General features: G+C 67.5%; 10 protein-coding genes. 5 read left to right on the top strand and 5 right to left on the bottom strand.

Annotated elements, in window-relative coordinates:
• Positions 1–191 precede the first annotated feature (191 nt).
• The 3 genes from WME85_RS24435 to WME85_RS24425 form a co-directional block, all read right to left on the bottom strand.
• Positions 192–1,766: an Hsp70 family protein gene (locus WME85_RS24435; RefSeq protein WP_437841449.1), complete on the bottom strand. Its 1,575-nt coding sequence runs from the start codon at positions 1,764–1,766 to the stop codon at positions 192–194.
• A gap of 119 nt (positions 1,767–1,885) precedes the next feature.
• Complete coding sequence (locus tag WME85_RS24430) at positions 1,886–2,974, bottom strand: NADH:flavin oxidoreductase/NADH oxidase (protein WP_437841447.1); 1,089 nt, start codon at positions 2,972–2,974, stop codon at positions 1,886–1,888.
• Between the two features lie 232 nt (positions 2,975–3,206).
• Positions 3,207–4,337: a substrate-binding domain-containing protein gene (locus WME85_RS24425; protein ID WP_437841444.1), complete on the bottom strand. Its 1,131-nt coding sequence runs from the start codon at positions 4,335–4,337 to the stop codon at positions 3,207–3,209.
• Between the two features lie 561 nt (positions 4,338–4,898).
• Here WME85_RS24425 and WME85_RS24420 point away from each other — a divergent pair.
• The gene (locus WME85_RS24420) at positions 4,899–5,405 is read left to right on the top strand and encodes an amidohydrolase family protein (protein WP_437841441.1); all 507 of its coding nucleotides are present in this window, start codon (positions 4,899–4,901) and stop codon (positions 5,403–5,405) included.
• On the opposite strand, the gene WME85_RS24415 is transcribed toward WME85_RS24420, so the two are convergent.
• Positions 5,399–6,529: a substrate-binding domain-containing protein gene (locus WME85_RS24415; protein WP_437841439.1), complete on the bottom strand. Its 1,131-nt coding sequence runs from the start codon at positions 6,527–6,529 to the stop codon at positions 5,399–5,401. The two genes, WME85_RS24420 and WME85_RS24415, sit on opposite strands and share 7 nt — an antisense overlap.
• 600 nt (positions 6,530–7,129) lie before the next feature.
• Complete coding sequence (locus WME85_RS24410; RefSeq protein ID WP_437841436.1) at positions 7,130–9,664, bottom strand: glycoside hydrolase family 31 protein; 2,535 nt, start codon at positions 9,662–9,664, stop codon at positions 7,130–7,132.
• A 937-nt stretch (positions 9,665–10,601) separates the two neighbouring features.
• On the opposite strand from WME85_RS24410, the gene WME85_RS24405 reads away from it, so the two are divergent.
• The 4 genes from WME85_RS24405 to WME85_RS24390 all read left to right on the top strand — a co-directional run bounded on the left by WME85_RS24405 (position 10,602) and on the right by WME85_RS24390 (position 15,282).
• A complete protein-coding gene (locus tag WME85_RS24405) occupies positions 10,602–11,627 on the top strand; it encodes an amidohydrolase family protein (protein WP_437841434.1) in 1,026 nt (341 codons plus the stop codon).
• A 196-nt stretch (positions 11,628–11,823) separates the two neighbouring features.
• Complete coding sequence (locus tag WME85_RS24400) at positions 11,824–12,837, top strand: zinc-binding alcohol dehydrogenase family protein (RefSeq protein WP_437841432.1); 1,014 nt, start codon at positions 11,824–11,826, stop codon at positions 12,835–12,837.
• A gap of 30 nt (positions 12,838–12,867) precedes the next feature.
• On the top strand, positions 12,868–13,998 hold the full coding sequence (locus WME85_RS24395; protein WP_437841430.1) for a mannitol dehydrogenase family protein: 1,131 nt from the start codon (positions 12,868–12,870) through the stop codon (positions 13,996–13,998).
• Positions 13,999–14,016: 18 nt separating this feature from the next.
• Positions 14,017–15,282 carry an MFS transporter gene (locus tag WME85_RS24390; RefSeq protein WP_437841428.1) on the top strand — a complete coding sequence of 422 codons (1,266 nt, stop codon included), beginning with the start codon at positions 14,017–14,019 and terminating at the stop codon, positions 15,280–15,282.
• Positions 15,283–15,380 lie beyond the last annotated feature (98 nt).

Raw genomic sequence — 15,380 nt, 5'->3', positions numbered from 1 at the left:
TGCCCCGGAGTGATTCACATGAAGGCGGGAAGGCAGGAAGATCATTGATCTTTTCTTCCCGCCTTCCCGCCTTCATGTTCAAATCCGGCCACCACCGCGACGCGCGTCTGTCCGGAGCGCTGGAGCTCACCGGGAGACGTGGCGCGCCCAGGCGGGACCCGGCGCGACGAGGCCAGCGCTGCGGCCCGCGCTCACGCCCCGACCTGGTAGACGCGCTGGTACCCCGCCTCGACGTCCGTGATCGTCACCTCGACGATCCCGTGCGGCGTGATCGCGTATTGCTCCTCGATCAGCGGCCCTTCGTCGTTCATGCGCTCCACGGTCACGGCGGCGAGCTCGGCGGCGCGGTCGCGGAGCCGCCGGTCGAACGGGAACACGACCTCGTTGAAGGCGGTGATGTCGCCGTGGGGCACGCCGAGCCGGTCGAGCGCGGCGCACTCGACGAACCGGTAGCGGCCGACGTTGTGCGCCGCCCGGTACACGCGGCGCGAGACCACCGGCGCTTCCTGGCTCGACGGGATGCGCGCCTCGCGGTCGAAGATCGGATCGAAGACCACCTCGTCCCCGCCGCTGCTCTCCCGGAACACCCCGAAGTGGCGCGACAGCCGGTCGGACAGCTCGAAGCCCGCGTCCTCGTCGACCGCGATGGCGAGGCCCATCGCGATCGCCGCCGAGGGGTAGGGGGACCGGTGGACGCGCCGCCCGAAGCGCTCGCGCAGCGTCCGGGCGACGATCGGCAGCGAGCTCGCGCCGCCGACGACGTAGATCCCCGCGATGTCGGCGAGCGCCTCGCCCGCGCCCGCGTCGAGCCGCGCGGTCACCGGCTGCATCGCGGTGATCGTCGCCTCCACGAGCGGCACGCACTGGTCGTAGAAGTCGGAGGCCGAGATCGTCACCTCGTGGGCGGGCGCCAGGTCGCCGAGGCACGCCTCCAGGTCGATCACGATCCGCCGGGAGTTCGGGTTGAGGCGCTCCTTGGCCTCGCGGCACTGGTCGGCGAGCGCCGCGAGCGCGCGCGCGGGCAGGTCCTCGCGCTCGATCTTGGCCGCGGCGAGCGCCATCGAGGCGAGCACCTCGTCGAAGTCGTCGCCGCCGAGGTGGTTCAGCCCCGCGGTCGTCACGGCGTCGTGGCTGCGCCCGGTCATGTGGACCAGCGAGGCGTCGAACGTCCCGCCCCCGAGGTCGTACACGACGATGTGCTCGCGCTTCGACGTGATGGTGCTGCGGTGGCGGTGGGTGTACTCGAACCCGGCCGCCGACGGCTCGTTCAGGAGCGCGATGACCTCGAAGCCGGCGCGGCGGAACGCGTCGAGCGTCACGAAGCGCTGCGTCCCGTGCGCGTTCGCCGGGGTCGCCACGACGCAGATGAGGCGCCCGTCGTCGTCCTTCTTCCTGGGCCGGTTCGACCGGTTCAGGACGGCGTCGCGGAGCGACCTCAGGAACAGGGTCAGGAGGTCGAGCACCCGGAGCTTCGTCCCGCCGATCTCGACCTCGAAGTCGGGCGAGGCGCGGGGACCCGAGAGCACGCGCTTGAACGACCGGAGCACGGTCCACTCCGGGTCCGAGGCGACCGCGAGGGCGTCGAAGCCGAACCGGAGCTCTCCCCGCCGCTCGGCCGCCACGGAGGGGTAGAAGTCCACGGTGTCCCCCGCCGCGTCCAGGAAGCTGATGACGGGGTAGTTTCCGCGGTCGCAGCACGCGACCACGGTCCGCGTGGTTCCGAAATCGATCCCGAGGCGCACGGTGGGGTTTCCTCCGGCCCGCATGCTGCCACATCCGGCCGCCCGCGGTGAAACTCCACGGCCTCCGCGCCGTCACGAGCCAGCGGAGGTGCGCCCCGAGGCAGAGCGCTCGGCCTGATGGCGCTCCCGCGGGGCCGCTCCCTTCAGCGCTGCTTGAGCCAGTGGGCGTACGGCGACGGGAGCACGCTTGTCGGCTGCTCCACGCCGAGCTTCTTCGCCGCGTGGTAGGCCCAGTGCGGGTCGTCCAGCAGGGGGTGCCCCAGGAGGATGAGGTCCGCCTGGCCCTCCCTCAGGGCCGCCTCCGCCTGCTCGGGGCTGTTGATGAACCACCCGCACCCGACCGGCACGCCCGCCTCCTTGCGGATGCGCGCGGCGTACGGGAGCAGGAAGCCAGGACCCCACGGGATCTTCGTGCAATCGGGGACGACGAACGAGTGGCTCACGTCGAGGAGGTCGATGAGGCCGGAGGCCTTGAGCCGCTTCGTCAGCTCGATCGATTCCTCGATCGTGGTGCCGCCGTCCAACCAGTCCGTGACCGAGAGGCGGATGGTCAGCGGCAGGCGCTCCGGCCATGCATCGCGCACGGCCTCGAGCGTCTCGACGAGGAAGCGGCTCCGGTTCTCGAACGACCCGCCGTACTCGTCGGTGCGCGCGTTCGAGAGCGGCGAGAAGAAGCTGTTCGCCAGGTAGCCGTGCGCGAAGTGCAGCTCGAGCCACTCGTAGCCTGCCTCGCTGGCCCGCCGCGCGGCGGAGGCGAAGCTGGACTTCACGCGCGCTATGTCGGCCTTCGTCATCTCCTTCGGCACCTGAGTGAGCCGCTCGCCGTACGCCTTCGCCGAGGGCGCCAGGATCTCCCACGCGCCCTCCTGCTTCGTCAGGTGATTATCGCCCTCCCACGGCCGGTTGGCGCTGGCCTTTCTCCCTGCGTGCGCGAGCTGGATTCCGGGGACCGCGCCCTGCTCCTTGAGGAACGCGGTGATCCGCCGGAGCGGCTCGATCTGCCCGTCCTCCCAGAGGCCGGCGTCCCGCGGGCTGATGCGCCCCTCCGGGGACACCGCCGTGGCCTCCGCGATCGCGAGCCCGGCGCCGCCCCGCGCCATCGAGCCCAGGTGAACAAGGTGCCAGTCGGTGGCATACCCATTCCTCGAGGAGTACTGGCACATGGGAGCGACGCCCACGCGGTTGCGCAGCGTCACGTCCTTCAAACGAAAGGGCTCGAACAAGCTCACCACAAAGACCTCCTTAGCCGACGGCGGCGCAGCTTCGCACGTCCAGGCGGGCGGGCGCAAGCGGAGGCGTCCTCCGCCCTCGACCGGTCTCCCCCCGGGCATGTTCGACCATCGTCTGTCTTCGGTCTTGCAAGCGGTCTCGCGGAATCCCCGGCGCCGCCGGGTCGGACGCAGGATCTGCGGGCTTCGAGCGCCCGGCGGCGCCGCGCGAGGTCTCCCACGAGCGGCGGTCCCGCTACTGACCTGCGCCGATCTCGTCGAGGAATGCGTTGTAAGCGTCGATCTTGTCGAACGGAACCACGTCGAGGCCGATGTTGACCCGGCTATCGCCGTCCATCAGCGGGGCGAGGATCTCCCTGGTGGCGTCGAGGCCGATGGTCCTGATGCCATAGAGGATGTAGGGCACGAGGTACCCCTCGTAGTACTGCCGCTGTGTGTGTGTGGCCTTGATGCGCTCCTGGCGCATGTAGTCGACGGTCCTGGGATCGAAGTCGAACGCGACGATGGGGACGTCCGGTATGCCCGCGGCGTCTGCGCCCATCACGCACCGGTACGAGATGTTGAACAGGCCGACCATGCCGACGACGGGCGGGTTCGCTGCCGCGATGTTTTGCTTCATCAAGTCGATGTCGACGGCCTCCTCGGCGGAGAAGACGGCCTCGCTCACCACGGGCGCGTAACCGGCTGCCTGGATCACCTCCCGGGCTCCCTGCGTCCGAGCGTACCCGTCGACCCAGTCTGCTCCGCTGGTGCCGTGGACTATCACCGTACCTGGCGGTGGGGGCAGCATCGCGATCAGGGTGTTCGCCGCGGTGGCTCCCACGGACGTGTTGAGCGCTCCGACGTAGAGCGAGCGCTTCGACGCCGCCACGTCGGTGTCGAGCGTCACGACGTGGGCCCCGTTCGCGACAGCCTTGTCGACGGCGGCCGCGTTGACGTCGCCGTACGGCGAGACGCCGATCCCTTCGGCGCCGCCCGCGACCGCCTGCTCGATCTGCTGATTCTGGAGGTCCTGCGATGTCGTGGAATCGTCCGGCGACTGGTCGGTCGGCCCGAGCACGTTCCCCGTGACACCGAGCTCACCCATGGCTCGGCTCGCGCCCGTGGCGATCGGCTCGAAGAAGGTGTCGAGGTTCTTCAGCAGGACCACCATGTGCATCGGCTCGATCGTGCCCTCGTTGATCACGGCGAGCAGACGATCGACCGTATCCTCGAGCACCACCGGAGTGAACTCGCTCGCTGGCGTCGGCGGCCGCTCGATGGGTCCGACATCCGTGCCCGCGTCGGCGGTATCGCTCGACCCGCACGCCGTCGTCGTCAGCAGGAGCCCGAAGGCCGCCGTCCAGCGTCGTCCAAACCTTGTCATGAGAACCCTCCTCGTCCGTGGTTCGCTCGAGCGCGCTCGGTACCCCTGCGACAGGATCCCTCCTCCTGCGAGCTCATCCCCAGGTGTGGCATGTGACGTGACCCAGGTGACCGGGCGCCGCCGGCGAGCACGATGCCCAGACCCGGTGCGCGACTCCCATGCGCAGCTCGGTTTCGATCTAGCAGATGCGTCGTCCGCCGTGCGTGAGCCATACCCCCTCCCACGGAGGTGATGCAGAGCGCCAGGAGTTCATGCCCGATCCATCGTGATACGAGGTCGAGGATCGCGCTGTCAAGGGTCAGCGAACGATCGGCGAAGAGCGGGATTGGGTCGAGGCGAAATCTAGCTGCTCGTGTGATTCTGGGCACGGCAGCCGGCGCCCGGCGTCCCCTTCGTAGAGAGCGCAGCGCAATGAGAGCGCAGCGCAATAGGTCGCGCAGGTACGTCTCGGGATCGAGCGGGTGGAGTCGACACGAGGCTAGAGCGGATCGCTCCGACCGGTGGAGGCGGTTCCACGTGGTCGGGAACAATCTGTTGAGAATGGGTGCAAATTTGCGATGAATGCCGAGGCCGCGCGCGATCGGCATCCGCGGCTTCCTCCGGAGCCCGAAGCTGACGCTCGACCAGAAGCAGCTCGCCTCGCTGGAGGAGCTCGCGGCCAAGGGCATGACGCTCGACATCATCAACCGCGGCGCCTTGAACCCGAAGGACAAGGTCGAGGCGCTCGCGACCGCGGTGCCCAGGCTCCGTATCATCATTGACCACCTGGCGGGCGCGAAAGGGGCGACGCAGGATCCGGCCTGGGTCGACGCGATGCAGCGGCTGGGCAAGCACCCGAACATCTACATCAAGTTCTCGTCGTTCTTCGACATCCCACGGCCGGCAAGCGGAGGCGCCCTCCGCCCTCGGCCGGTCTCCCCCCGGGCATGTTCGACCATCGTCTGTCTTCGGTCTTGCAAGCGGTCTTGCGGCCTCCCCGGCACCGCCGGGCCGGATCCAGCCTCCTCGGGCTTCGAGCGCCCGGCGGCGGCGCGCGAGGTCTGCCACGAGCGGCGATCCCGCTACTGACCTGCGCCGATCTCGTCGAGGAAAGCGTTGTAAGCGTCGATCTTGCCCGCCGGAACCACGTCGAGGCCGATGTTGACCCGGCTATCGCCGTCCATCAGCGGGGCGAGGATCTCCCTGGTGGCGTCGAGGCCGATGGTCCTGATGCCATAGAGGATGTAGGGCACAAGGTACCCCTCGTAGTACTGCCGCTGTGTGTGTGTGGCCTTGATGCGCTCCTGGCGCATGTAGTCGACGGTCCTGGGATCGAAGTCGAACGCGACGATGGGGACGTCCGGTATGCCCGCGGCGTCTGCGCCCATCACGCACCGGTACGAGATGTTGAACAGGCCGACCATGCCGACGACGGGCGGGTTCGCGGCCTCGATGTCGCGCTTCATCCAGCCGACGTCGGTGGCCTCATCGGTGAAGTAGGCGGCCTGGCTCACCAGGGGCGTGTAACCGGCTGCCGCGACCACCTCCTGGGCTCCCTGTGTCCGAGCGTACCCGTCGCTCCAGTCTGCTGAGGTGGTGCCGTGGATCACCACCGTACCTGGCGGTGGGGGCAGCATCGGGAGCAGGGTGTTCGCCGCCGTGGCTCCCGCGGAGGTGTTGAGCGCTCCGACGTAGAGCGAGCGCTTCGAGGTCGGCACGTCGGTGTCGAGCGTCACCACGGGGATCCCGTTCGCGACAGCCTTGTCGACGGCGGCCGCGTTGTCGTTGCCGTAGGGCGAGACGCCGATCCCTTCGGCGCCATCCGCTACCGCCTGCTCGAGCTGCTGATTCTGGAGGCTCTGCGAGGTCGTGGGATCGGCCCACGACTGGTCGGTCGGCCCGAGCACGTTCCCCGTGACACCGAGCTCACCCATGGCTCGGCTCGCGCCCGTGGCGATCGGCTCGAAGAAGGTGTCGAGGTTCTTCAGCAGGACCACCATCTGCATCGGCTCGATCGTGCTCTCGTTCATCATGGCGATGAGCCTATCGACCGTCGCCTCGAGCACCACCGGAGTGAACTCGCTCGCTGGCGTCGGCGGCCGCTCGATGTGTCCGACATCCGTGCCCGCGTCGGCGGTATCGCTCGACCCGCACGCCGCCGTCGTCAGCAGGAGCCCGAAGGCCGCCGTCCAACATCGTCCAACCCTTGTCATGAGAACCCTCCTTGTCCGTGGTTCGCTCGATCGCGCTCGGTACCCCTGCGACAGAATCCCTCCTCCCGCGAGCTCATCCCCAGGTGTCGCATGTGACGTGACCCAGGTGATCGGGCGCCGCCGGCGTGCACGATGCCCAGAGCGGGGACGCGATTCCCACGCGCAGCTCGGTTTCTAAATAGCAGATGCGTCGTCCGCCGTGCGTGAGCCACACCCCCTCCGACGGAGGCGATGCAGAGCCCCAGGAGTCCATGCTCGATCTATCGTGATACGACGTCGAGGATCGCGCTGTCAAGGGTCAGCGAACGATCGACGAAGAGCGGAATTGAGTCGAGACAGGAAATCAGGTTACTCGTGTGGTTCTGGACACGGCAGCCGGCGTCCGGCGTCCCTTCCCCACCACCGAGTCGGGGGTGGTGGCCCAATTTGCCCCGGAGTGATTCACATGAAGGCGGGAAGGCAGGAAGATCATTGATCTTTTCTTCCCGCCTTCCCGCCTTCATGTTCAAATCCGGCCACCACCGAGTCGGGGGCGGGGAAGGGCATGGGCGGCGCGGCGCGGCGCCAGGGCGCGTCGACGAGGGCGCCAGCGGCCGTTGCTCAGTTTGCGGTCACGATCACCTCTGAGCCATCATACGTGACCACTTGATCGGCAGCAGCCGTCACATCGACGCCGACGCCATGACTGGATCCTACCCACACGATCCTGAACGTCCTGCTGGCCGGCATCCCGCTATAGCTCCCTGTCCTTGCGCCGATGGTCAGCTTCCTGGCAGAATCGTCCCACGTGAGTGGGATGGTCGAGTACTTGCCTTCCTCGTAATTATAGCTGTCGCCCTCGTCATCGTAGAGAGTGAAGGACCCGTCCTGACCTGCGTAGATCCGGATCTCCACCGGATCGATGCTCTGCGTCGCATACTGGACATTGGGACCCATGGGAACGATCGAGCCCGCCTTGACGAAGAGGGGAATTTCGCTCAGCGGCGCGGGAGCCGAGGCCGTACGCCCGCCGTCCGTCGTCGAGCCTGTCCAGAAGTCGTACCAGGTCCCCGCGGGGAGATAAACGGAGCGGCTGGTAGCGCCCGCGGTGGTCACCGGATTGACCAGGAAGGCAGGGCCGAACAGGAACTGATCCTTGATGTTGAACACCTTCTCGTCGCTGGGGTAGTCGAAGACCAGGTGACGCATCATGGTGTAGCCTTCGCTGGTCACCTTCCAAGCCAACGAGTAGACGTACGGCATCAGCCGGTAGCGGAGGTTGTCGATCTTGAGCAGATTGGCCTTGGTGGCAGCGCTCCAGCTGTTGCTGTACAGCTCCCTCGAGCCGCCTCCATGGATCCGGAAGATCGGGGAGAAGGCGCCATACTGGAACCAGCGGGTAAAGAGCTCATTGTTCGCGCTGGTGGTCCAGTCCACGTTGTGGCCCCAGTACCCGCCGATGTCGGTGGTCCAGTAGGGCATCCCCGCGAGCGAGAAGTTGAGCCCCGCGGGGATCTGCTTGGTATAGGTGGGGAAATTGCTGTCGATGTCCCCCGACCAGCACGTCGTGGCATATCGCTGCTGGCCGGCAAAGGCGCTGCGGGTGAGGACGTAGACTCGCTTCTCTTTCGGGCCGGTCATGCGCCAGTGCTCGTACAACCCCTGGGCGTGCCCCAGGGGATAAGCGTTCACGTACAGCGCCCCCTTGCCGAGCGCGGTGTCAGCCGCGCGCACGTCGACGCGATCCGGATAGCCCTGAGGTTCGGTATTGTCGGCCCAGATGCCGTCCCAGCCGTGCGGCCCCAGCAGGCGATCGTGGATCTGCTGGTACACCAGAGCTCTGGCGGCGGGGTTGAGCGTGTCGTAAAAATGGTGTGTGCCGCCGCTGGCGAACAACGCTCCGATCTCGTCGAGCGCCTTGTAGTTGTCCATCTCCCCGGCCTTCCTCTCCGTGTTCACGCGCTGGTACAGCGGCCAGATCGATATCATCGTGTGAACGTTGGCTTTGTGCATCTCGTTGATGAGGGCCGGCGGATCAGGATAGCGGCCTTGATCCATGAAGTGGGAGCCCCACGCGTACGGCGTCCAGTAATCCCAGTCCTGGACGATGCAGTCGACTGGAATGTTGTTGTTGCGGTAGCCGTCCTTGACCCTCAGGAGCTCGGACTGGCTGCTGTACTTGTCCTTCGACTGGAAGAGCCCGTAGGCCCACTTCGGGAACAACGGGGCTGCGCCGGTCGCGGTGCGGTACCGGGCCACGACCTGGTCGATGCTCGGGCCGTAGAAGAAGTAGTAGTCCACCATGTCGCCGGCCTCGGACACGTAGCTGTACTTCGTGTCGTTGGACTCGGTCCCGTCGAAGTCCGAGGCGGAGTAGTTGTCCCAGAAGATCCCGTAGCCCCTGTTGGACACCAGCAGCGGGACGTTGATCTCCGTGTTGACGTTGACGATGCGCCGGGTCGTCCCTTTGCGGTTCATCACGCTGTCCTGGTGCTGGCCAAGGCCGAACAAGGCTTCTTCGGCCGGCGAGTTGAAGACCGTCTCGACGCGGTTCGTGCTGACCCCCTCGACGGTCACCGGGGTCAAGCCCTTGCTGTCTTCCGACAAGATGACGTTGTCGTTCAGGTCGGCGTAGGTGACCAGGCCGCTGGTCGTGTCGACGTGGGCCTTCAAGCGTGAGGTGGTGATGGTCACGGTCCCGGAGCTCTCCGTGACGCAGAAGCTCGGTGTGCCCCACTTGCTGTTGACAGACAGAGATGTCTTTTCAGGGAGCGAAGGAGCGGTGGCGTACTGGACCCTGATGATGCTCTCGTTGCAAACCTCCAGCCTCAGCAGGCCGGTTTCCAGGTTGAAGGTGACGCCGGTGGCGTCTGTGGCGTGAAGCCCGGTCTCTGGGGGCGCAGGAGGGCACTCCAGCTGGTCGCCGCCTCCCTGGCCTCCCTGGCCTCCCTGGCCTCCCGGACCGCCGCCGCCGCCGCCGCCGCCGCCGACCCCGGCCGCGCCGGCTCCACCGCCTCCCACCCCGGTCGCGCCAACGGCGCTGGTCGCAGTGCCGCTGGCGCTCGGACCGGGGTCGGACCCGTGCGAGCACGCGCCGCCGAGCGGCAAGAGGCCGATCAGGGCCGCGTAAACATAACGATTGATCAAGCTTCGCATGACTCCTCGCGAGCAACAGAATTCACAGCAGTTATCGACAACCCAACGATCGGGGCCAACCACGAGGGCGCGGGCTGCTTCCGTGCGGTCGGGCAGGGAGCTGTTTCAGTCCACGCTTCGCACCGCTGACTCAGCGCAAGAGCACCTGGCAGTGGCCCGCGGATCGCGCTCGCTCGAGAGGCGCCGGAGGGGGCGCACGCTGCTGGTGCCGGACCATCTCCGGGAGCGAATCGAGCCTCTGCCCCCGAAGAAGGATGGAGCCGAAGACGCTCGAACGAGCGAGATGCGCGGTGTCCTCTGGTGGATCACCCTGCAGAACGCCGAGCGCCGTCGATCAACAATCGCTCCCGCGACGGTTGAGCGAACGGAGCCGGCCAGGATCGACCGAGATCGATCCCATGACGGAGGCCTCGGTGCGCATGACGACGCGAACAAGACGAGACCGGCGCACCCCGGGGCTGTATTGTGAGCGCTCACATAATGGCCGTCAACACCAATCGATCGGACCGGGAATATCCTCGATCTCGAGGAGTAAAGGCTGGCGGTGCTCCTCCGGAGCGCCGCGTCAAGCAGGTCGCTCAGGCACGTCTCGGGGTCGAGCAGGTGGAGTCGACACGAGGCTCGAGCGGATCGCTCCGACCGGTGGAGGCGATTCCACGTGGTCGGGAACAATCTGCTGAGAATGGCTGCAAAATTGCGATGAGTGCCGAGGCGGAAGCGGGGGAGGATCGCCCGCCCGCGCCGCCGGCGGCGTTCGACCGGACGGCGTCACCACGCCGCGTCTTCGATGGCCCGGTGACGAGCGCCTGCGCCAGTCAGCTCGTCTCCTGGTCAAACCGCCGGAGCGCGTGGAACGCGTCGAGACGCGTGCAAGCGATCACTCTTGACATGGTTATTGTGAACGTTCACATTGGCGCCTGAAAGGCTCCACCTGAACATGCTCACGAGCATCAAAGCGAACTTCGCCACGCTGTGCCTGACGATGGCGCTCTCGCCCCTCGCGGCGTGCGCGTCGTCTTCCTCGACCACCGCGCCGCCGCCGGAGACGGCGGGAGACACGAGCAAGGCGGCGGCCCCGCTGGCCGTGCCGGCGGAGCAGCGCGGTCCGATCCTCGACACGCACATCCATCTCTACCAGGTCACGCGGCCGGGCGGCGTCGTCTGGCCGGAGGCCAAGCAGAAGCCGATTTACCGCGACGTGCTGCCCGCAGAGTACGAGGCCGTCGCGAAGCAGAATGGCATCATCGGCACCGGCGTCGTCGAGGCCAGCCCCGTCGTCGAGGACAACGTCAAGGTCCTCGAGATGATGAAGGGCAACGGCTTCTTCAAGTTCCTGGTCGCGCAGCTCGAGATCGGCTCGCCGAGCTTCAGCGCCGATCTCGCGCGCCTCGCCGCGGACCCGCGCGTCGTCGGCATCCGCGGCTTCCTCTGGAGCCCGACGCTGACGCTCGACCAGAAGCAGCTCGCCTCGCTGGAGGAGCTCGCGGCCAAGGGCATGACGCTCGACATCATCAGCCGCGGCACCTTGAACCCGAAGGACAAGGTCGAGGCGCTCGCGACCGCGGTGCCCAGGCTCCGTATCATCATCGACCACCTGGCGGGCGCGAAGGGGGCGACGCCGGATCCGGCCTGGGTCGACGCGATGCAGCGGCTGGGCAAGCACCCAAACATCTACATCAAGTTCTCGTCGTTCTTCGACATGTACAACCCGGCCGCCACCGAGGACGACCCCTGGAAGGCGCCGACCGACGTCGCGGCGTACAAGCCGCACTTCGACGTGCTGATGAAGGCCTTCGGCGAAGACCGGCTGATCTGGGGCAGCAACTGGCCCGTGGTCGACATGGGCGGCAGCCTCGCTTCGGAGATCGAGATCGCCGAGCTCTACCTCAAGGAGTTCGGTCAGGAGGCGCGTGACAAGGTGATGTTCAAGAACGCACAGAAATTCTATGCGCGTCATCCCTGAACAGGGGCGCCCCGAGCGCCGCGGCGAGGGCGCCTGCCGCCCCGCGCGCGGCGCGTGAAGCAGCGCCACGTCGCCTCGGCTCCTGCCAGCCGGCGTGGCGCGGTGTTTTCTTTGTTGCAGAACGAAGCGGCCCCGGCTGCGGAGCGCGCCGTGAAAGCCGCGAGTGAACGAAGTCGCTCAGCGAGGCAATGACAGCATGAAAGCCCTGACGATCACCGGTCCGTCGGCCGCGCAGGTGACCCAGATCCGCGAGCCTGAGCCGGCGCACGACGAGGTGCTGATCCGCGTGCAACGGGTCGGTCTCTGCGGCTCCGACCTGAACACGTTCCTGGGCAAGAACCCGATGGTGACGTACCCTCGGGTGCTGGGTCACGAGGTGGCCGGCACGATCGTGGAGCTCGGCTCCGGCGTCGAGGCGGACTGGCGCGTCGGGACCGACGTCACGTTCACGCCGTACACGGCGTGCGGCGTGTGTCCCTCGTGCCGCGCGGGACGGCGCAACGCCTGCCGGATCAACAAGACCATGGGCGTGCAGCGCGACGGCGCGCTGACCGAGCTCGTGACCGTGCCTTACCAGAAGCTCTTCACGTCGCCGAAGTTGAGCCTCACGGAGCTCGCGCTGGTCGAGCCGTTCTCGGTCGGCTTTCACGCGGCGGCGCGGGGGCGCGTCGAGGCCGAGGAGACCGTCCTGGTGATGGGCTGCGGCGGCGTCGGGCTCGGGGCCATCGCCGGCGCGGTGAGCCGCGGCGCGCGCGTGATCGCGCTCGACACGCAGGACGAGAAGCTCGCGCTCGCCAGGGCGCTCGGCGCGCGCGAGGCGGTGCTCGCGAACGCCGAGGCGCGCGAGCGCGTGATGGACCTGACGAGCGACGACGGGCCGGACGTCGTGATCGAGGCCGTCGGCTCGACCGCGACGTACCGCAACGCGGTGGAGTGGGTGAAGTTCTGCGGTCGCGTCGTGTACATCGGGTACGGCAAAGAGCCGGTGAGCTACGAGACCAAGCTGTTCGTGATGAAGGAGCTCGACATCCTCGGCTCGCGCAACTGCCTGGGCGAGTTCTCGGACGTGATCGCCTTCTTCGAGCGGCGCACGTTCGACCCGAACATCCTGATTTCGCGATCGATCCCCATCGAAGGCGTGCCCGACGCGCTCGCCGACTGGGCGGCCAACCCCGGTCGAACCTCCAAGATCATGGTCGGCGTGTCGTGAGCGCGCCTGCCGAGCAGCCGGAGCACTGACATGGGCAATCCGATCCTCCAGTTCGGCACGAGCCGGTTTCTGCAGGCTCACGCGGACTTCTTCATCTCGGAGGCGCTTCGCGCGGGCGACGCGCTCGGGACGGTCACCGTGGTGCAGACCACGTCGAACCCCGAGAGCCGCGCGCGCATCGACGCGCTGCGCGCACAGCCGCGTTACACCGTGCGGATTCGCGGGCTGCGCCGCGAAGAGGTCGTCAACACGACGATCGAATGCAGCTCGATCACGGAAGCGCTCGACGCGAACAGCCACTGGCCGCTCGTGCGCGAGCGCTTCGCGCATGACGCGCGCGTCGTGCTCTCGAACACGAGCGACAGCGGATACGTCTGTTTCCCCGAGGACACGGCGTCGTTGCTCGCGCCTGGCGCGGGCGTGCCGCGCGGGTTCGCCGCGAAGCTCGTCGTCCTGCTGCGCGCGCGCTTCGACGCGGGCGCCGCGCCGCTCACGCTGCTGCCTTGCGAGCTCGTGTCGAACAACGGCGACACGCTGCGCGCGCTCGTCGCCGGTGTCGCGCGCCAGTGGGGCGCCGACGCCGCCTTCCTGCGCTACGTCGAGCACACGTGCATCTGGGTGAACTCGCTCGTCGACCGGATCGTCTCCGAGCCGATCCGCCCGGTCGGCGCGATCGCCGAGCCCTACGCGCTCTGGGCGATCGAGCGGCGCGAGGGCATGGTGCTGCCGTGCCGGCACGAAGCGATGATCGTGACCGACGACCTGCCCCACTACGAGCGCTTGAAGCTGCTGCTCTTGAACCTCGGGCACACCTACCTCGCCGAGCGCTGGCAGATGGACGCGCGCCCCGCCGACGAGAACACGCGGCGCGCGATGCGCGATCCGGCCTTGCGCGCCGAGCTCGAGGCGCTCTGGCGGGACGAGGTGCTGCCCGTCTTCGACGCGCTCGGCAAGGGCGCTGACGCGCGCGCCTACCTCGACGAGGTGCGCGAGCGCTTCGAGAACCCGTTCCTCGATCACCGGCTCTCCGATATCGCGCGCAACCACGACGAGAAGAAGCGACGTCGCTTCGGGCCGGTGATCGAGCTCGCGCGCGAGCTCGGCTTGAACCTCGATCAGCCCCGGCTGCGCGCGTCGCTTCGCGCGGCCGTGCCCGCGTGAGCGCAGGGAGACATGTAGATGAGAAAGATGCGTTGGGTCGTGCTCTTCCTGTGCTTCCTCGCCGTCGCCATCAACTACATCGATCGCGCCAATCTGGCGGTCGCGGCGCCCGAGATCGAGAAGGCGCTCGGCATCGGCCCGGCCCAGATGGGCCTCATCATGAGCGGCTTCTTCTGGACCTACGCGCTCATGCAGATGCCGTTCGGCTGGTTCATCGACCGTGTGGGGGGACGCGTCGCGCTGCCGGTCGCCGTCGGCTGGTGGTCGCTCTTCACCGTGGCGACGGCCGGCGCGTCGAGCGTCGCGTCCATGTTCGGCTTCCGGTTGCTGCTCGGCGCCGGCGAGGCGGGGGCCTACCCGGCCTGCGCCAAGCTCGTGAGCCAGTGGTTCAAGCCGCGCGAGCGCGCGCTCGCGACGGGCATCTTCGATAGCGGCGCGCGCGTCGGCTCGGCGCTGTCGATCCCCCTCGTCGCCCTCATCATCGACACGTTCGGATGGCGGGCGGCCTTCATCATCACGGGCTTGCTCGGCGCGGTGTGGATCCTCGGCTGGGTCGTCATCTACCGCGGCCCCTCTCACGGCGACATGACGGGCGCGGCCGACGTCATCCACGCAGCGCCCGCCAGGGACGCGCAGAGCGACGTGACGTGGGCGTCGCTCTTCCGCCATCGCACGCTCTGGGGCATGATGCTCGGCTTCTTCTGCCTCAACTTCACCAACTACTTCTTCATCACGTGGTTCCCGAGCTACCTGGTGCAGACGCGCGGCTTCTCGCTCAAGTCGCTCGGCACGCTCGGCATGGTTCCCGCGCTGATGGCGATCCCGGGCGGCTGGATCGGCGGCTTCGTCTCCGACGCGCTCTACCGTCGCGGCTGGAGCCTCACCGCCGCGCGCAAGACCTGCATGGTGGGCGGCATGCTGGTGTCGTCGGCGATCACGTTGTCGTCATTGACGTCGAGCGTGCCCCTGATGCTCATCTTCTTCGGCATCTCGTACTCGAGCCTTGCGTTCGCCGGCGCCAGCGTCTGGTCCCTCCCCGGCGACGTGGCGCCGACGCCGCGCCATGTGGCTTCGATCGGTGGCATCCAGAACTTCGCGTCGAATCTGGCCGGCATCGTCCTCACGACGTTCACCGGCGTGATGGTCTCGTTGACCAAAGGCTCGTTCACGATCCCGCTCGTCGTGGCCGGCGGCTTCTGTCTGCTCGGCGCGTTCAGCTACCTCTTCATCGTCGGCAAGATCGAGCCGCTCCGGATCGAGATCGACCGCCGCGAGGTGCCATAGAGCGCCGATCAGCTCGAAACGCCCGGGAATCGAGAGATTTGAACCACAGAGGCACAGAGGACACAGAGGAACAACAAAGAGACTCTGTGTCCTCTGTG

The organism is Sorangium sp. So ce1153 (assembly GCF_051521595.1).
Taxonomy (GTDB): domain Bacteria; phylum Myxococcota_A; class Polyangia; order Polyangiales; family Polyangiaceae; genus Sorangium.
Note: the sequence above shows the minus strand (reverse complement) of the source record. Positions and strands in the feature narration are given on the sequence as shown.